This window comes from Branchiibius cervicis, from assembly GCF_042661605.1.
Taxonomy (GTDB): domain Bacteria; phylum Actinomycetota; class Actinomycetes; order Actinomycetales; family Dermatophilaceae; genus Branchiibius; species Branchiibius cervicis.
In genome coordinates this window covers 1,958,962-1,975,900 of the sequence record NZ_JBHSWJ010000002.1, presented here as the reverse complement: position 1 = coordinate 1,975,900, position 16,939 = coordinate 1,958,962, and the positions used below count along the sequence as shown (strand labels likewise).

At 66.9% G+C, this 16,939-nt stretch carries 18 protein-coding genes; 14 read left to right on the top strand and 4 right to left on the bottom strand.

Features of this window, described 5'->3' with window-relative positions:
• Positions 1-23: 23 nt before the first annotated feature.
• Together ACFQBT_RS10360 and ACFQBT_RS10355 are read left to right on the top strand one after the other, a co-directional pair.
• On the top strand, positions 24-833 hold the full coding sequence (locus tag ACFQBT_RS10360; protein WP_377822493.1) for an alpha/beta hydrolase: 810 nt from the start codon (positions 24-26) through the stop codon (positions 831-833).
• 192 nt (positions 834-1,025) lie between these two features.
• Positions 1,026-1,394, top strand: coding sequence for a TraR/DksA family transcriptional regulator (locus ACFQBT_RS10355; protein ID WP_377822491.1), 369 nt, complete (start codon positions 1,026-1,028; stop codon positions 1,392-1,394).
• Here the strand turns inward: ACFQBT_RS10355 and ACFQBT_RS10350 are convergent.
• Positions 1,391-2,923: a phytoene desaturase family protein gene (locus tag ACFQBT_RS10350; protein WP_377822489.1), complete on the bottom strand. Its 1,533-nt coding sequence runs from the start codon at positions 2,921-2,923 to the stop codon at positions 1,391-1,393. The genes ACFQBT_RS10355 and ACFQBT_RS10350 overlap by 4 nt on opposite strands.
• 72 nt (positions 2,924-2,995) lie before the next feature.
• Between ACFQBT_RS10350 and ACFQBT_RS10345 the strand changes: the two genes are divergently transcribed.
• On the top strand, positions 2,996-3,535 hold the full coding sequence (locus ACFQBT_RS10345; protein ID WP_377822487.1) for a GNAT family N-acetyltransferase: 540 nt from the start codon (positions 2,996-2,998) through the stop codon (positions 3,533-3,535).
• Positions 3,536-3,556: 21 nt separating this feature from the next.
• Here ACFQBT_RS10345 and ACFQBT_RS10340 read toward each other — a convergent pair whose 3' ends face one another.
• Positions 3,557-4,150, bottom strand: a complete 594-nt coding sequence (locus ACFQBT_RS10340) for a hypothetical protein (protein ID WP_377822485.1) — start codon at positions 4,148-4,150, stop codon at positions 3,557-3,559.
• Positions 4,151-4,267: 117 nt separating this feature from the next.
• On the opposite strand from ACFQBT_RS10340, the gene ACFQBT_RS10335 reads away from it, so the two are divergent.
• The 9 genes from ACFQBT_RS10335 (at position 4,268) to ACFQBT_RS10295 (ending at position 12,433) form a co-directional block, all read left to right on the top strand.
• Complete coding sequence (locus ACFQBT_RS10335) at positions 4,268-5,188, top strand: phosphotransferase (RefSeq protein ID WP_377822483.1); 921 nt, start codon at positions 4,268-4,270, stop codon at positions 5,186-5,188.
• A 6-nt stretch (positions 5,189-5,194) separates the two neighbouring features.
• Positions 5,195-5,908, top strand: coding sequence for a VOC family protein (locus tag ACFQBT_RS10330; protein ID WP_377822481.1), 714 nt, complete (start codon positions 5,195-5,197; stop codon positions 5,906-5,908).
• Positions 5,909-6,594: 686 nt separating this feature from the next.
• On the top strand, positions 6,595-7,326 hold the full coding sequence (gene recO, locus ACFQBT_RS10325) for a DNA repair protein RecO (protein WP_377822480.1): 732 nt from the start codon (positions 6,595-6,597) through the stop codon (positions 7,324-7,326).
• Positions 7,323-8,132, top strand: a complete 810-nt coding sequence (locus ACFQBT_RS10320) for an isoprenyl transferase (RefSeq protein WP_377822478.1) — start codon at positions 7,323-7,325, stop codon at positions 8,130-8,132. The genes recO and ACFQBT_RS10320 overlap by 4 nt, the downstream gene beginning before the upstream one ends.
• Positions 8,133-8,264: 132 nt before the next feature.
• Entirely contained in the window at positions 8,265-9,506 is a 1,242-nt protein-coding gene (locus tag ACFQBT_RS10315; protein WP_377822476.1) for an ABC transporter substrate-binding protein, read from the top strand.
• Positions 9,506-10,672 (top strand): ABC transporter ATP-binding protein, encoded by a 1,167-nt coding sequence (locus tag ACFQBT_RS10310; RefSeq protein WP_377822474.1) that lies wholly within the window; start codon positions 9,506-9,508, stop codon positions 10,670-10,672. The genes ACFQBT_RS10315 and ACFQBT_RS10310 overlap by 1 nt, the downstream gene beginning before the upstream one ends.
• Entirely contained in the window at positions 10,669-11,022 is a 354-nt protein-coding gene (locus ACFQBT_RS10305) for a hypothetical protein (protein ID WP_377822473.1), read from the top strand. The genes ACFQBT_RS10310 and ACFQBT_RS10305 overlap by 4 nt, the downstream gene beginning before the upstream one ends.
• Positions 10,989-11,579, top strand: coding sequence for an ABC transporter permease (locus ACFQBT_RS10300; RefSeq protein WP_377822471.1), 591 nt, complete (start codon positions 10,989-10,991; stop codon positions 11,577-11,579). Before ACFQBT_RS10305 ends, ACFQBT_RS10300 begins: the two co-directional genes overlap by 34 nt.
• Complete coding sequence (locus tag ACFQBT_RS10295; protein ID WP_377822469.1) at positions 11,576-12,433, top strand: ABC transporter permease; 858 nt, start codon at positions 11,576-11,578, stop codon at positions 12,431-12,433. Before ACFQBT_RS10300 ends, ACFQBT_RS10295 begins: the two co-directional genes overlap by 4 nt.
• Positions 12,434-12,435: 2 nt before the next feature.
• Here ACFQBT_RS10295 and ACFQBT_RS10290 read toward each other — a convergent pair whose 3' ends face one another.
• Together ACFQBT_RS10290 and ACFQBT_RS10285 are read right to left on the bottom strand one after the other, a co-directional pair.
• Positions 12,436-14,736: an RCC1 domain-containing protein gene (locus tag ACFQBT_RS10290; RefSeq protein ID WP_377822467.1), complete on the bottom strand. Its 2,301-nt coding sequence runs from the start codon at positions 14,734-14,736 to the stop codon at positions 12,436-12,438.
• Positions 14,737-14,790: 54 nt separating this feature from the next.
• Positions 14,791-15,108, bottom strand: a complete 318-nt coding sequence (locus ACFQBT_RS10285) for a DUF6703 family protein (RefSeq protein ID WP_377822465.1) — start codon at positions 15,106-15,108, stop codon at positions 14,791-14,793.
• A gap of 97 nt (positions 15,109-15,205) precedes the next feature.
• Between ACFQBT_RS10285 and ACFQBT_RS10280 the strand changes: the two genes are divergently transcribed.
• Both ACFQBT_RS10280 and ACFQBT_RS10275 read left to right on the top strand, forming a co-directional pair.
• On the top strand, positions 15,206-16,150 hold the full coding sequence (locus ACFQBT_RS10280) for an ABC transporter ATP-binding protein (protein WP_377822464.1): 945 nt from the start codon (positions 15,206-15,208) through the stop codon (positions 16,148-16,150).
• Positions 16,147-16,836, top strand: coding sequence for an ABC transporter permease (locus ACFQBT_RS10275; RefSeq protein WP_377822462.1), 690 nt, complete (start codon positions 16,147-16,149; stop codon positions 16,834-16,836). Before ACFQBT_RS10280 ends, ACFQBT_RS10275 begins: the two co-directional genes overlap by 4 nt.
• The last annotated feature ends 103 nt before the right edge of the window (positions 16,837-16,939 follow it).

Here is a 16,939-nt window from a genome sequence, read left to right as displayed (position 1 = left end):
TTCTACCTGTTAGGAGTCATGAGATGCAGTCGTCGAAACCCGCCATAGTTCTTGTCCACGGGTTGTGGATGACACCGAAGAGTTGGCAGGGCTGGAAACAGCGGTTCGAGGCCGCCGGCCATCAAGTTCTCACCCCCGCGTGGCCTGGAGTCACAGACGACGTCGAAGGACTTCGACGAGATCCCTCGGTCCTGAACGGGCTGCGCATCGGCACTATCGTCGACAGCTACGCCAGTGTTATCGCCGACCTCGACGAGAAGCCGATCATCATGGGGCATTCGTTCGGCGGAGTGATCACGCAAGTCCTGCTTGACCGGGGATTGGGAACGGCTGGCGTCGCGATCGACTCGGCTCAGTCCGCGGGCATCCCGGTCCTGCCGTGGTCCTCCATCCGTGCCGGATTCCCCGTCCTGGGTAAACCGTGGAAGGCACGCGGCACCGTCCTGCTGACGCCCAAGCAGTTCCACTACGCGTTCGCCAACACTCTGACCCTCGCGAAGGCCACCCGCGTCTCTGAGGAGTTTCAGATCCCAGGCCCGGGCAAACCGTTCTTTCAGGCCGCGTCCGCTCTGCTGACCAACACCGGCGACACCCGCATCGACTACCGCAACGCAGTCCGTCCGCCGTTGCTGTTCATCGCCGGTGGCGAAGACCACATCGCCCCGCCGAAGGTCAACCGCGCCAACGCCCGCCGGTACAAGGCCGGCAGCACCATCACCGAAGTGAAGGAATTCGCCGGGCGTAGCCACTACATCGTGGGTGAGCCCGGGTGGGAGGAGGTAGCTGACTACGCCCTGACCTGGGCGACGCTGCGCGCCACTCCTACTGATTGAGGACTGCCATCGCCGCCGTGATACCCGCCGAGGCTGCTCAAGCTAAACGACGAACGATTGCGACCTCAGCGGGGCTACCTGCGCTGACCAACGAACTGTCGCTTCCTTGGTGGCGTCGGATCGTGTCCTGGTGCAGAACAGTCGCCGATGTCCTGAGAGATGACACGAAGGGGTCAGTCCTACGCTCGATGCATGAGGAGCGACGTCGGACCCGGCCGCCAGCGGGCTCGGCGTGCACTCGACCGGCTCGCCGCGGAGGCTCAGGAACGGCTCCGTGACCTCGAAACCCAGGCCCGTGACATCGCGGAGGCCCGACGGGACTCAAACGTCGACGACGAGCACGACCCCGAGGGATCCACGATCGCGTTCGACCATGCTCAAACCGCCGCCCTCGCCCGGGATGCCGCGCAGCGCCTGGCGGAGATCGACGCGGCCCGCGAACGGGTGGACGACGGCACCTACGGGTTATGTGCGTCGTGCGGTCGGCCGATCGGTGCCGGGAGGCTCGAGGCGCGGCCGACTGCGCTCCTGTGCGTCGATTGCCAGCGGCTGGCCAGCTAGGCCTGCAGTACTGCCATCGCCGCGTGATACCCGCCGAGGCCGGAAACCCCGCCACCGCGGCGTGATCCGGCACCGGCGATGAGTACCCCGTCGTACGGCGAGGTGACCCCCCAGCGCGCGGCCGGCGTACTCAACTCCTCGTCGTCCTCCGCGAACGGCCAGGTGAGCGGGGCGTGGAAAATGTTCCCGCCCGGCATGCCCAGTGTGTCCTGCAGATCGCCGGTCGTCTTGGCTTCCACGCACAGTCGCCCGTCGGGCTCACGCATCAGGACTTCCTCGATCGGCTCAGCCAGCACGCTCGACAGCGAGTCCAGGACGCGACGTTCGAACTCCGCGCGCACTACGTCCAGGTTGCGACCGGCCAGCAGCCGGTGCGGCGTGTGGAGCGCGAAGATGGTCAGCGTCTGCGCGCCGGAGTCCTGGAGCTCCGGAGACAGGATGCTGGGGTCAGTCAGCGAGTGGCAGTAGATCTCAGCGGGAACCGGCGACGGTGTGCGACCGGAACTCGCTGCGGCATAGGCAGATTCGAGCTGCTCAAAAGACTCGTTGATGTGGAAGGTTCCGCCGAACGCGGCCTTCGGATCGACGCCGTCCTTGAGTTGCGGCAGGCGCTCCAGCAGCAGATTGACCTTGACCTGCGCGCCTTCGACGGCTGGCGCTTGCTGGCCCATCACCTGGTCGAGGACGGCCGGCGCCGCCGCCCACAACACGGTCGGTGCGTGCGCGGTTCCGGCGTCCCAGGTGACCGTACCGTCGCTGACCGCCTGCACCCGCGCGCCGGTCCGCAGCTCGGCCCCCGCCTCTCGCGCGGCCCGCTCGAGTTCGCCGCTGACCGCGCCCATGCCGCCCACGGGCACGTCCCAGTCCCCGGTCCCGCCGCCCATCACGTGGTAGAGGAAGCACACGTTCTGGCGCAGATCCGGCTCGTACGCCGAGGCGAACGTCCCGATCAAACCGTCGGTGAGGATCACCCCGCGCACCAGGTCGTCCCGGACGGACTGCTCGATGACCTCGCCCAGCGGACGCTCGAGAAAGTCGGCGACGATCGAGTCATCGGCGACCAATCGGCGTACATCGCTGCGCGTCGGGAGCGGGCCGGTGACGGTCGGCCAGAGGGCACGTCCGAGCACCCCGACCCGGTCGTAGAAGGTGCGCCAGCTGTCGATGTCCGCCCCAGCGCCGACGGCGCTGAAGGAGTCTGCGGTGGCGGCGGCGTCGCCATGATCGATCAGCAGACCGCGGTCGGTGCCGGGCAGCGGCGTGTACGACGAAAACCGCCTGCGGCGCAGAGTGATTCGCAAACCGAGGTCATCGATGATCTGCTGCGGCAGCAGACTGACCAGGTACGAATAGCGCGACAAGCGGGCGTCGCGACCGGCGAACGGGCGCTGCGACACACTGGCACCCCCGAGGTGATCCTGGGCTTCGAGGAGCAGGACACGTTTGCCCGCCCTGCCGAGGTAGGCCGCGGCGGTCAGGCCGTTATGGCCGCCGCCGACGATGATCGCGTCGTACCGGTCAGTGCTCATGGCCTCCACGCTATGGGGTCGCGGCTGGTTAACCGCTGGCGGTCGTGAGGTGGCGTCTGCTGAGGTGCTGCCATGACACTCGCTGTGCGCGCTGCCACCTGTGACGACTGGCAAGGCATCTGGCCGATCATTCAAGAGGTCGCCGCGGCCCAGGAGACCTTCGCGATGGATGCAGCGCCCGATGAGTCGGCGATGCGGTCAGCGTGGATGTCTGTGCCGCCGGGTCGCGTCGTCGTTGCGGTCGACGACGGCGGACACGCCGTGGGGACGGCGAACATGTACCCGAATCGCCCCAACCAGGGGGCTCATGTCGCGTCTGGCTCGCTCATGGTGGCGGCCGAACATCGCGGCCGGGGCGTTGGTCGTGTGCTCGTGCGAGACATGATCGCTTGGGCCCACGCCGAAGGTTTCCGGGACATCCAGTTCAACGCGGTCGTCGTGTCGAACGCCGCGGCCGTGCGGTTGTACCAATCCGAAGGCTTTCGAATCGTCGGCGCTGCGCCGGGAGCTTTCATCCGTCCGGTTCGTGGACCGGTCGACCTGTTGATCATGTGGCGTGACCTGCCGTGCTTCGGGAAACGAGTCGCATGGACATCGCAGGAGTCCTGCTAGGCCCGAGGCGAGCCGACGACGTCATTCATGGCACGGTTTGCCCGCAGAGATAAGGATCTGTTCGTGCTGCCCGGTGCCGGTGGTGATGTCGAGAGGCACGCATTGCGGCGCCGCGACAGAGAGACCTCCCGGGTACCACAGCCAGCCACCCCGGTCGGAGGAGCAATTGGCGATGTCGATTCGCGTAGCGGCAACTGGTGTGCCGTGGTTGTCCCACCCGATGGCGACCGCGTTCGCGAGCGCGGCAGGGACGGCGATCGTGGCAGAAGCGCCTGATTTGACGCCCAGGCCGGTTTTGGCGAAGTACCGATGTGCGTTAGCCCCGGGGGAGTCTGCAAGGCTGAGCCGTGACCCCGCGTCGAGGGCGACGGCGTTGCCAACATTCGCGTAGCCAGCCGGTGGCGCTTCAGAGTGATCGATGGGGCTCGAGCAGTCGAATTGAACTGTTCGCATGGATGCCGATGCCGATGCCGATGCCGATGCCGATGCTGATGCCGATGGCGTTCTCGTGCTGAGCTGCGGCGATGCTTTGGAGCCTTCCTCGCCTGCAGTGCACGCGCCGAGGGTAAACAACGCCGTCGCGCCCGCGAGCGCCGACCTGCCATGCACTGCCATGGGTCCGAGTCTCAAGGATCCGGCTCGGTCCCGTCCACCTCTTGCTCCCCGCGCCTGAAACCTGCCACGCGCGAAAAGCGATGGTGTGGCACCCGCCATCCGGCCCAGGATGTCGGGGTGGACCTGCTGCATTCCGACGAGCTGCCCGTGACCGGCTCGTTGGTGGGCGCACTCGTTCGATCGCAGTTCCCGCGGTTCGCGGACTGGCAGGTCACGCGGCTGGGTGATTCCGGATCGTCCAACGTGCTCTTCGCGCTCGATGATGTCGCCGGATCTGGTCGGGTGCTGGTGCGGCTGCCCCGCCAGCCGGGCGGCGGTGCCACCGTGCAGAAGGAAGCTGACTGGTTGCCCACCATCGGCGCCGGCCTCAGCGCTCCCACGCCGGTCGTCCTCGGGGTGGGCGAGTCCGCGTTCGGCTATCCCGAAACCTGGTCGATCACGTCCTGGCTGCAAGGTCGCCGGTTGCGGGCTCCCGGTGGCGAGTACTTAGGGAAGGACATCGCGCAGTTCGTGACCCAGCTTCGCGACGTACCGATCCCCGACGCGGCTGCGGGTGATGACCGGTTGCGCTGGTATCGCGGCGAGTCGTTGGCCGCAATGGATGACGACTTCCAGGAAGCGGCCGCAGCCTGCCGTTCCGCGTCGCTGCCGCTCGATCTCGATCGCGCGGTCGCGGTATGGGCGGACGCTCTTGCTGCGGCGCACTCCGTTTCTGCCGAAACTGCTTGGTACCACGGGGATCTGCTCATCGAGAACCTGCTGGTCGATGATGAGGGCCGGTTGGCCGGCGTGCTCGACTTCGGTGGCCTGGGGGTGGGTGACCCAACCGTCGACCTCATCGTTGCCTGGGAGGCGCTCGATCGAGCTGGCCGGTCGGCGCTATGGAGTGCGCTTGACGTCGATGACGCGCAGATAGCCGTCTCCCGGGGATGGGCGCTGCTGATCGCGTTCATCACCTTTCCCTACTACGGCGCGACCATGCCGGCGCGGTGCGCCGATCGACTGATCATGGCGCAGGCAGCCATCGAAGGAGACTGACGACTGATGAGCGAACTCAGCCAGGTGAGCTTGCGCGGCGTGTCGATCGACGCTGCGAACGTTGCCGCTGAAGCCCGATTCTGGAGCGAGTTGCTGGGCTGGAGCGCCCAACCCGTCCCGGACGGGAGCGTCACGCTCGTGCCGTCGGGTGGGTCGGCGTACGTGGTCATGATCCAGCCGGCCGACACCGCCAAGGTCGGCCCGAACAAGATCCACTTCGATCTCACCAGCGATTCACGGGAGGCAATGGCTGCGAGTGTGCAGCGTGGTGTGGCCGCCGGCGGCCGATTGATCGATATCGGGCAGACAGCGGAGGAGGGCCACGAGGTTCTCGCCGATCCTGAGGGCAACGAACTGTGCATCATCGAGCCGGGCAACCGCTTCCTGGCCGGCACGGGCACGATCGGGGCCATCAATTGCGACGGGTCGCAGGCCTTGGGTTACTTCTGGAGCGCGGCGCTGGGCTGGCCGCTGGTCTGGGACCAGGATCAGGAGACGGCGATCCAGTCCCCGGCCGGAGGTTCAAAGATCGCCTGGAGCGGACCGCCGCTGATGCCGCGCTACGAGCGGGACCGACTCCGACTCGTTGTTGGTACGGCGGACCTGGCCCGGGCGCGCACAGCACTGAGCGCGCTGGGTGCCACCGAGATCGACGCCACCACGATGCGCGATCCGGACGGCAACGAATTCACCCTGACTGAGGTGCTGCGCGCGTCGTGATTCGTGACGGAATTGCCACGACTGCGGCGGCCACCACGCTGGCGGACCGTGGTTTGTGACGAAACCGGCGCGACTGTGGCGGCCACCGCGCTGGCGGACCGTGATTTCTGACGAAACCGGCACGACTGCGGCGGCCACCGAGCTGGCGGACCGTGATTCGTGACGAAACCGGCACGACTGCGGCGGCCACCGAGCTGGCGGACCGTGATTCGTGACGAAACCGGCACGACTGCGGCGGCCACCGAGCTGGCGGACCGTGATTCGTGACGAAATTGCCACGATTGCGGCGGCCACCACGCTGGCGGACCGTGGTTTGTGACGAAACCGGCGCGACTGTGGCGGCCACCGCGCTGGCGGACCGTGGTTTGTGACGAAACCGGCGCGATTGCGGCGGCCACCGCGCTGGCGGACCGTGATTCGTGACGAAACCGGCGCGACTGCGGCGGCCACCGCGCTGGCGGACCGTGATTCGTGACGAAACCGCCACGACTGCGGCGGCCACCGCGCTGGCGGACCGTGATTCGTGACGAAACCGGCGCGACTGCGGCGGCCACCGAGCTGGCGGACCGTGATTCGTGACGGAATTGCCACGACTGCGGCGGCCACCGCGCTGGATCCTGCGATTTTGCGCTCAGCGCACGTCGGTGGCGACCGTTGTCGGTGCGCCGCGCGACAATAGGTGGGCCATGCCCCTTTACCGTGATGCCGCGATCGTGCTGCGGACCCACAAACTGCGCGAAAGCGACCGCATCATCACGATGCTGACCCGGGATCACGGCAAGATCCGCGCAGTGCAGCATGGTGCCCGCAAAACCCGCTCGCGCGCCGGTGCCCGCTTGGAGCCGGGGATGCTCGCCGACGTGCAGTGCTACACCGGCAAGACCAACCTGGACACGGTCAAGGAGACCGCCATCCACGCGGCGTACGGCGATCACATCGCCCGCGACTACGGCGCCTACACAGCGGCCAGCGCCGTGCTCGAAACCGCGGACCGGTTGACCGAGGAGCACGAGACCAGCCGTCCCCAGTTCGCCCTGCTGACCGGGGCGCTCGCTGCTCTCGCCCGCGGCGAACACCCCGCCGGGCTGGTGCTGGACTCCTATCTGCTGCGCGCCCTGGCCATCGGCGGCTGGGCGGCGAGTTTCACCGACTGCGCCGGCTGCGGACAGCCCGGCCCGCACCGAGCCTTCAACCTGGCCAGCGGGGGAGCGGTCTGCGTGCAGTGCCGCGCACCCGGTTCGGCCGCCCCGCGCACCGAGACCTTCGCGTTGCTGGCCGCACTGCAGACCGGCGACTGGCTGACGGCGGACGCCAGCGACGAGCCGGAGCGACGAGAGGCGCGGGGTCTGGTCGCGGCGTACGTGCAATGGCATCTCGAACGCGGTGTGCGATCCTTACGCCTGGTGGACACAGGATGACGATCAAACCCTTCCCGCACCCCAGCGGTGCCACGCCCCCGGGCATCCCGGCCCGGCTGATCCCCCAACACGTCGCCATGGTCATGGACGGCAACGGTCGCTGGGCCAACCAGCGCGGTCTGCCGCGGACCAAGGGCCATGAGGCCGGCGAAGCCCAACTGATCGACGTGATCGCCGGAGCCATCGAGATCGGTGTGCCGAACCTGTCGGCCTACATGTTCTCCACCGAGAACTGGCGTCGCTCACCGGACGAGGTCCGCTTCCTGATGGGCTTCAACCGCGACGTGATCCGCCGCCGTGTGGATCTGCTGCACTCCTGGGGTGTGCGCTGTCGCTGGAACGGTGAGCGTCCGCGCCTGTGGCGCTCAGTGCAGCGTGAGTTGCAACGCGCCGAGGAACTCACCGCTGGCAACACCGTGATGACCCTGCAGATGTGCGTCAACTACGGCGGTCGCGCCGAGATTGCCAACGCGGCCCGCCGGATCGCCGAGCAGGTGCAGCGCGGCGAGTTGAAACCCAGCCGGATCGACGAGAAGACGATCGCGCGCAACCTCACCTGGCCCGACATGCCCGACGTCGACCTGTTCGTCCGTTCCTCCGGCGAGCAGCGCACCAGCAACTTCCTGGTCTGGCAGTCCGCTTATGCCGAGATGGTCTTCCTGGACACGCTGTGGCCGGACTTCGACCGGACCCACCTGTGGCAAGCGATCCAGACGTACGCCGAGCGCGACCGCAGGTTTGGCGGCGCCGTTGACCGTGCGGCGACGCCAGATCCCTCAGGTTCGGAATCCGCGGTTCAAGGCTGATATTTCCGCGTTTTCCGAGGATCCAGCGGCAGACTTGGTTACGGATATGTTGCGTCGGCGCAGATCCTGACAAAAGTCTGAGTTCGTGGGTCAGGCTAGGCGCACCTCACCAGTCTGATTGAAGGGTCATCCATGTCGCGATCCCGTCCGCCGGTCGATCCCCAGGTTCGCGCCGTCCTGGAAGCAGCGCGCGGCAGCCTCAGCCGCCGCACCCTGCTCGGCGGTGGCGCCGCCGCGCTTGCAGCGGGACTGGCGGCCTGTGCCCCACCCACGCCGCCGACCTCGACGGGCGGCGCCGCGGCGCCCACGTTGCCGACGGATGTCTCCTCCACCGAGAAGATCGTGCGCTGGGCGAACTGGACCGCCTACCTGGACTACGACGACAAGACAAAGACGTATCCGACCCTTGAGGCCTTCAAGAAGAAGTACGGCATCAACGCCACCTACTCCGAGGACATCGAGGACAACGACAGCTACTTCAACAAGATCGCGCCGCAGCTGCGGGCCGACCCGCCGCAGGACATCGACCGCGATGTTTTCGTCTTCACCGACTGGATGGCCAACCGGATCGTCCGCGAGCAACTGGTGCAACCGCTCGAACTGATCCGGATGCCCAACGCGAGCAACCTGCTCGACACTCTCAAAGACGTCAGCTTCGACCCCGGCCGCACTCACTCGCTGACCTGGCAGTCCGGCTTCGCCGGTATCGGCTATCACAAGAAGAAGGTCGGTCGGGAGCTGAAGAGTCTTGACGACCTGTGGGCCGACGATTTGAAGGGCAAGATCGTCGTTCTGTCAGAGTTCCGCGACACCCTCGGCCTGGTCATGCAGCGTCAGGGTGTCGACCCGTCGGGTCAGTTCACCAAGGCTCAGTTTGAAACCGCCCTCGATGAGATCAACAAGCGGATCAGCGACGGCAACATCCGCCGGGTCAAGGGCAACTCCTACCTCGAAGACCTCAAGTCCGGCAATGCGATCGCTGGAATCGTCTGGAGCGGTGACCTGTTCGTTCTTCGCAGCGAAACCGAGGACGACGACTGGGACTTCGTCATCCCCGAGTCCGGCGGCACGCTCTGGAGCGACAACATGATGATCCCGATCACCTCTACGCATCGGCGTAACGCGATGACGCTGATGAATTACTACTACGACCCGGCGGTCGCTGCGCAGGTGGCGGCGTACGTCAACTACGTCTGCCCGGTGGTCGGCGCCCAGAAGGAGATGGAGAAGCTGGACAAGGACCTGGCGGAGTCACCGCTGATCTTCCCCTCCGCGGACTGGATCAAGAAGAACAACATCAAGGTGTTCCGGGCCCTGTCGCCCACGGAGGACGCCGACTACAGCGCCGAGTGGGCAAAGGTGGTGGGCAACTGATGAGCCTCTTCACCTCCGCCAAGGCCGAGAGCGGACTGCGCGCTGCCCAAGGCGACTTGCGGCTCGAAGCGATCACCAAGTCGTTCGGGGACTTCACAGCTGTCGATGACCTCACCCTGCGCGTCCCGCGAGGGTCCTTTGCGCTGCTCGGCCCGTCAGGCTGCGGGAAGACGACGACCCTGCGGATGGTCGCCGGTCTCGAACAGCCCACCAGCGGAAACATTCTCATCGGCGATACCGACCTGACCGGCTCGCGCCCCTACCAGCGGCCGGTCAACACCGTCTTCCAGAGCTATGCCCTCTTTCCGCACCTGACGATCCGCGAGAACGTCGCGTTCGGTCCGAAACGACGTGGTGAGAAGGACGCCATGGCGCAGGCCGATCAGGCGCTGGAGCTGGTGCAGCTGACCCATCTGGCCAGCCGCAAACCGGCCCAGCTGTCCGGCGGTCAACAGCAGCGCGTGGCGGTCGCTCGGGCGATCGTGAACAAACCCGAGGTGTTGCTGCTGGACGAACCGCTGGGTGCGCTGGACCTGAAGCTGCGCCGCCAGATGCAGGTCGAGCTCAAGCGCATCCAGTCCGAGGTCGGGTTGACCTTCATCCACGTCACCCACGACCAGGAAGAAGCCATGACGATGGCCGATACCGTCGCGGTGATGAACGCCGGACGCATCGAGCAGATGGCTGACCCGGTCGCCCTCTACGACCTGCCGCAGACTGCGTTCGTCGCGAACTTCGTGGGCCAGACCAATATGGGCATCGGTGAGATCACCGGTACCGACGGTGACTACCTCGTAGCGGACATCGCAGGGACCACGGTGCGAATTCCGAAGTCCCGCAGTTCTGTTCAGCACGGAAAGGTGGCACTCGGCGTACGTCCGGAGAAGGTCACGATCCACAGCAAGCAACCAGAGGGCGCCGGCGACGACGTACGTGCCACGGTCGTGGACGTGTCCTTCATCGGCGTCGCCACGCAGTATCTGGTCACGACCGCCAGCGGTTCCACCTGGAGCGTGTATGCGCAGAACCTCGACGTCGAACCGGAGACGTTGCGCCCGGGCAGCGAGGTGTGGTTGCGCTGGCAGTCCGCTCACGCGTTCGGGGTGCCGGTCGACGATGACGCCATCGCGGCCACCAAGGGCCCGGTCGTCGAGGACGAGTCGTGACCGCCCTGGCCCATGCCAGCAGTACGGCGCCCCCGGGCGAGCCGGCCAAGCGCAAGCGGTCGTGGGTTGCCTACTTGCTCCTGCTACCGGCGACGATCTGGCTGATCGTCTTTTTCGTGGTGCCGTTGATCCAGCTCTTCACGGTCTCCCTGCAGAGCGGGTATCCCGGCTACCCGGGCTACTACTACCGGGACGTCAATTTCGGCAACTATTTGTCCGCGTTCACGCAGTACTGGCCGCACTTCGTCCGGTCGTTGCTCTTCGCCGGTCTGGCCACGTTTTTCGCGTTCGTGCTGGCCTACCCCTGGCCTACGCGATGGCGTTCAAAGCCGGTCGCTGGCGCAATGTGATGCTGATCTGCGTCATCGCGCCGTTCTTCACCTCGTTCATCCTGCGCACCATCGCGTGGCGGCAGATCCTGGCTGACGGCGGTCCGGTGATGTGGGGCTTCAACCATGCGCATCTGACCTGGCTGCTGCCGGACGGCCGGATCACCGAGACGTGGATCGCCGTCGTGGCGGGACTGACCTACAACTTCCTGCCGTTCATGGTGCTGCCCATCTATGCCTCCCTCGAACGGGCCGATCCACGGGTCATCGAGGCGGGCGGGGATCTGTACGCCAACGGATTCACGACCTTCCGCACCGTGACGCTGCCGATGAGCATGCCCGGTGTGCTGGCCGGAACGCTGCTGACCTTCATCCCGGCCGCCGGTGACTACGTCAACGCCGACCTGCTGGGTTCGGACCGCAGCACCAAGATGGTCGGCAACGTCATCGAATCGCAGTTCTTCAAGGTGCCGGGCGGATTCCCCACAGCCGCAGCGCTTTCCTTCACGTTGATGGCGCTGATCCTGCTGCTGGTGTTCTTCTACGTGCGCAGGTTCGGGACGGAGGACCTGGTATGAGCGCTGCAACCATCCCGGCTCCCCGCACGGGTGTCTCGCGCGGGCGGCGGATCAAGAACTGGCTCGCCGATCACTTCGCGATCATCGCGGCCATCGTGGTGCTGGTCTATCTCTTCGTCCCCGTTGCCTACACGTTCGTCTTCTCGTTCAACAACTACCGCAAGTCGAACATCACCTGGGTCTCCGAAGGCAGCCCGACGCTGAAGCACTGGCAGAATCCCTGTGGTGCGCCCGGCGTCTGTGACGCGCTGGTGACCTCGCTGAAGGTCGGCGCGATCGCGACCGTGGTGGCAACCGTGCTGGGCACCATGCTCGCCTTCGCGCTGGTACGGCATGTGTGGCGGGGGCGCTCCGCCGCGAGCACCCTGGTCTTCATCCCGATGGCCACCCCTGAAATCGTCCTGGGCGCAAGCCTGTTGACGATCTTCGTGCAGGGTTTCAGCCGGTTCGGGCTGGACCTCGGCTTCTGGACGATCGTGATCGCGCACATCATGTTCTGCATCAGCTTCGTGGTGGTCACCGTCAAAGCCAGGCTACAGAGCCTCGATCCGCGACTGGAGGAGGCGGCCGCCGATCTCTATGCCGGTCCGGCAGCGTCCTTCTGGCGGGTCACCTTCCCGCTGGTGCTGCCCGGCATCGTGGGAGCGGCGCTGCTGAGCTTCTCGCTGTCCTTCGACGACTTCATCATCACCAACTTCGTCTCCGGCGACGAGACGACGTTCCCGAAGTTCGTCTACGTGTCCTACCTGCGCGGAATCCCCGCGCAAGCCAACGTGATCGGCTTCTCGATGTTCCTGATCGCCGTGATCCTGGTGATCCTGGGGCAGACGATCAGCAGCCGGCGCAAGAGGTGAGGTCAGGACAAGCCCTGCACCGCGACCGGTGAGGGCGAGTCCGCGGTGCCGCCGTTACCGAGCTGACCGCGGTCCCCGGCGCCCCAGCAGTCGACGGTGCCATCGGCGTGAAGCGCACACGTGAACGACGTACCCGCGGCGATGCGGCGGGCGAGCTGCCCGGGGACTTCGGTCGGTAGCAGCCTGGTCGTGCTACCACCGTCGCCGATCTGGCCGCGAGTTCCCTCGCCCCAGCAACGCACCGAACCGCCGCCGAAGAAGATCGCACAGGCGTGCTGGGCGCCGACGGTCACCGCATACGGGTCCTGGTCGCCGATGCTGGCGGCTACCGGTGTGGTCGATGCCGAGGTCGCACCGTCGCCGAGTTGGCCGAGCGACCCGGCCCCCCAGCACAACACGGCATCGCTGTCTTCGACGAAACAACTGCTGGCCCCGCCGCTGCTCAGTTGGGTGCTCCAATCGGCATTCAGGCTCACGTCGCGGGTTCCAAGGAACTGCGGTGTGCTGGCGTCGAGTGACGTGCCGTTGCCCAACTGCCCCGTGTTGCCGGCGCCCCAGCAGTAGAGGTTGACGGACGCGCGGTCGGGGAAGTATTGCGCCTGGTCCATGATCGCGCAGGCGAAGTTCGAGCCGACCCGCACGGCTGCGAGCAGCTGATCTGCCGGTAGGCCGCGGACCGCGACCGGAGTGGACGAGTCGGTGCGGGCGGCGTTGCCGAGTTGTCCTCGGGTGCCGGCTCCCCAGCAATACATCGTCGTGGATTGGATGGCGCAGGTCTCGTCGCCCCCGGCTGCCAGCTCCCTGGCCTGCGTGATGCCGCTGACCTTGACCGGCAGGCTGGAGTTGGTGTGGCCGCCGTTGCCCAACTGCCCGTGGTTGTTGGCTCCCCAACACAGGACCGAGCCGTTGGCGATGGCACAGGTGTGCGCACGTCCTGCGGCGAGAGCACTCGCGCCCCCGGCGGCACGCACGTCGACGGCACGGGTCTGATCGCCCAGGCTGCCGGTGCCGAGTTGGCCCGATTCGCCGGCGCCCCAGCACGAAACGCTTCCTGCGGGGCTGAGCGCGCAGGCGTGGGCACCTCCGCTGACCACGTCGGGGTCACTGGGCGTGGCCCAGTAACCGACGACGTCCACGACGAAGTCGGTTGCGGCCGTGGTGTGCACGTAGACGCGGTCGGCTGAGGACAGCGTCGTCGAGTTCGAGACTGTCGAACCGGCGATCAGATTGAGCGTCGAGGTCGTGGCGGCGCCCCGGTCCGGGGTTATCCCCACCCAGCCGTTGCGTTGCGCGCCGACCGCCGTGACGTTGACCTCGACGGCATTGAACTGGGTGGGCAGGCCGCCGGCGCCGCCCAGCGAGATCGTCAGGGTGCCGCCGGCGGCGACCGCGCCGTGCTGGCCGCCGAGGCCGCTGCGCGTGTCGACGATCCGGGCCGATGACAGCGGTCGGTAGGTGCTGCGGGCCGGGATCCAGCCCACGACATCGACCAGCTGGTGGCTGGCGGCGGAGGTGTAGAGCGAGATCCGCCCGTCGGTGCCCATCGGCACGATGGTCATCCCTGCGGTGGTGCGCCCCGCCGAGTAGTTGACGGTGGACGTCGTCGGCCGCTGGCTGCCCGGGTAGACCTGCAGGTAGCCGGCCCGAGCCGGGTTCACCGCGGTGACGTTGACGACTGCTGCGGCGACCCCGGCCGCCGGGATGCCGTGCCGCCCGGACAGGGCGACGGTGGAAACCGAACCAGCCGATGGTTGCCGGCCCGAGCGGGTGTCGAGGGCGCGGACCGGAGTGACCGCGTGGTAGGCCGTGGTCGCATCCGCGTAGCCGATCAGGTCCACGATCAGATGTGCGCCGGTCGATGCGCGCACCGCGATCTTCCCGTCGGACCCGACGGGAACGACGGCCTGGTTGGCGACGGTACGACCGGGATAGACGTTGAGGTTGGAGGTGGTGACCGAGCTCTGGCCGTCCGGGAACGCCGACACCGAGCCCGAGCCCGCGGCGTCCACCGCCGTCAGGTTGACGATCACCGCGGTGGCACTGCTCAGTGACGGGTTGCCGGGGATCGCCCGGCCGCGGATGTCCACCGCAGTGGTCGCGCCGGCGACCGGTCTGCTGCCGGTGCGGGTATCCAGGATTCGCTGGGCCGTCGGCAACAGGGTGAAACCCGACCAGGGCTGAACCGCAGCCGTACTGACCCGGGGCATCGCGGCTGACGCCCTCGCCGGCAGCATCTGCGCGAAGGAGGACCAGAGCACGAAGCTCAGGAGCAGGACGAGTGAGCGAACCGGGCGCGAAGACATGACGGTGGCCTCTTCTCCAGTGACGGCCGTTTCACGCTACCCCGATCGGGCGGATTATTGGGCGGCCATCACCACGGCAACGGCGACGGTCAGCAGCAGCACCGAGAACCGCATCAGTTTTTCCAGACCGGTCAGCCGTGGCCAGCCCAGGTAGAGCACGCAGACCAGGAGCAGCGCGATGAGGCCGAAGGCGATCGCACCGACGACGTGCCGGGTGAGTACGCCGATGACCAGGAGCGCGCCCACCACCACCAGCGGGATCGCCGGGGTCTGCATCGTGCGTTCGACCACTGGTGCGGCCACGTGCTCCAGGCGGGCGCGCAGCGGCGAGACCCGGACCTCGGGCTGTTGTTCATGCGACGGTGAGGACACCGCAGCAGCGTAATGGGTGGGGCTATACGGTTTGTCATGCCCAGGTGATGACGTCCGCGCGAGGTCCGGATCGGCATACGGCGACAGGCTTACCGGTATGAACTCCACTGTCACTCCACTGCACCGGGCCGGCGCCGCGTCGACACCGGACGCGATCAGCCTGGACGGTGTTACCAAGAGCTTCGGTGACGTCCACGCCGTACGCGGTATCGATCTGCACGTCGCCCCCGGTGAGGTCGTTGCCTTCCTCGGGCCGAACGGCGCCGGCAAGACCACCACGATCGACATGCTCACCGGCCTGTCCCGACCGGACCAGGGGCGGGTCGAGGTGTTCGGGATGGCCCCGCGGTCCGCCATCGAGCGAGGACTGGTGGCGGCGGTGATGCAGACCGGGGGACTGCTGAAGGACCTCACCGTCAGCGAGACGGTGGATCTGACCGCCAGCTTGTTCGCCCAGACCCGCTCGACCCAGGAGTGCCTGGAGCGAGCGGGCATCGCCGACATCGCCACGCGGCTGGTGGCCAAGTGCTCGGGCGGTCAGCAGCAGCGCGTGCGCTTCGCGATGGCGCTGGTGAGCGACCCCGCTCTGATCATCCTGGACGAGCCGACCACCGGGATGGACGTGACCGGTCGCCGCGACTTCTGGTCGGCGATCCACGCGGACGCGCAGCGCGGCCGCACCGTGCTGTTCGCCACCCACTACCTGGAGGAGGCCGACCAGTACGCCGATCGCGTCGTCCTCGTGCGGCACGGGCGGATCGTGGCCGACGGAACCAGTAGCGAGATCAAGGCGCTCACCGCCGGACGAGTCGTCAAAGCCACGCTGCCCGAAGCGAACTCCGCTGTGCTGAGCGCGATGCCGGGGGTCGAGAGCGTCGACGTGCGCGGCGACGTGGTCACGTTCGGCACCAAGGACTCGGACGCACTGGCGCGCTACCTGCTGACCAACACCGCGGCGTACGACCTGGAAATCACCAGCCAAGGCCTGGAAGCAGCGTTCATCGCGCTGACCGGCGACGACTTCGAAGGAGAATCGGCATGAGCACTGCAGCCATCACCCCGGGCGACGACGCGATCACCCTGGATCGCAAGGTCCCGGCCCACGGCGGGCTCAACCTGAGGTTGTTGCGGATCGAGGTGCGCCGCCTGCTGCGCAACCGGCGCACCCTCATCTTTGCGACGATCATGCCGCTGGCGTTCTTCCTGCTCTTCTCCAGCGGATCCGCGGGCCGGATCGGGCGCGGTGACTACAACGCCTACACGATGATCAACTTCGCCCTGTACGGCGCGCTGGTGGCCGCCTGCGCGATCGGGGCCAGCGTCTCCATCGAGCGGGCGCAGGGCTGGAGCCGACAACTGCGCCTGACTCCGTTGACCGGCCGCGCCTACATCGCCACCAAGCTGCTGACCGCACTCGTCGGAAGCCTCGCGCCTGTGGTGATCCTCTTTATTGCGGGCGCCCTGCGGCACTCCAGTCTCCCCACCGATGCCTGGGTCACCTCGTTCCTGTTGACCTGGTTGATGGGCGGGCTCTTCGCTTCCCTGGGTCTGTTCGTCGGGTACGTCGTGCCGACAGAGAACGGCATGCAGATACTCGGGCCGTTGCTGGCCATCCTGGCCTTTGGCGGCGGGCTCTTCGTCCCGTATGACGTCTTGAGCCCCACGATGCAGACCGTCGCCCGCTTCACCCCGATGTGGGGGCCGGTGAGATCGCCCGCTGGCCGCTGATGGGCGGGTCCTTCGAAATCGGGTGGCTGGTCAGCCTCGTGGTCTGGATCGGTGCGTTCTTCCTGGGAGCCACCTACTTCTTCCGCCGAGACACCAAGCGCGT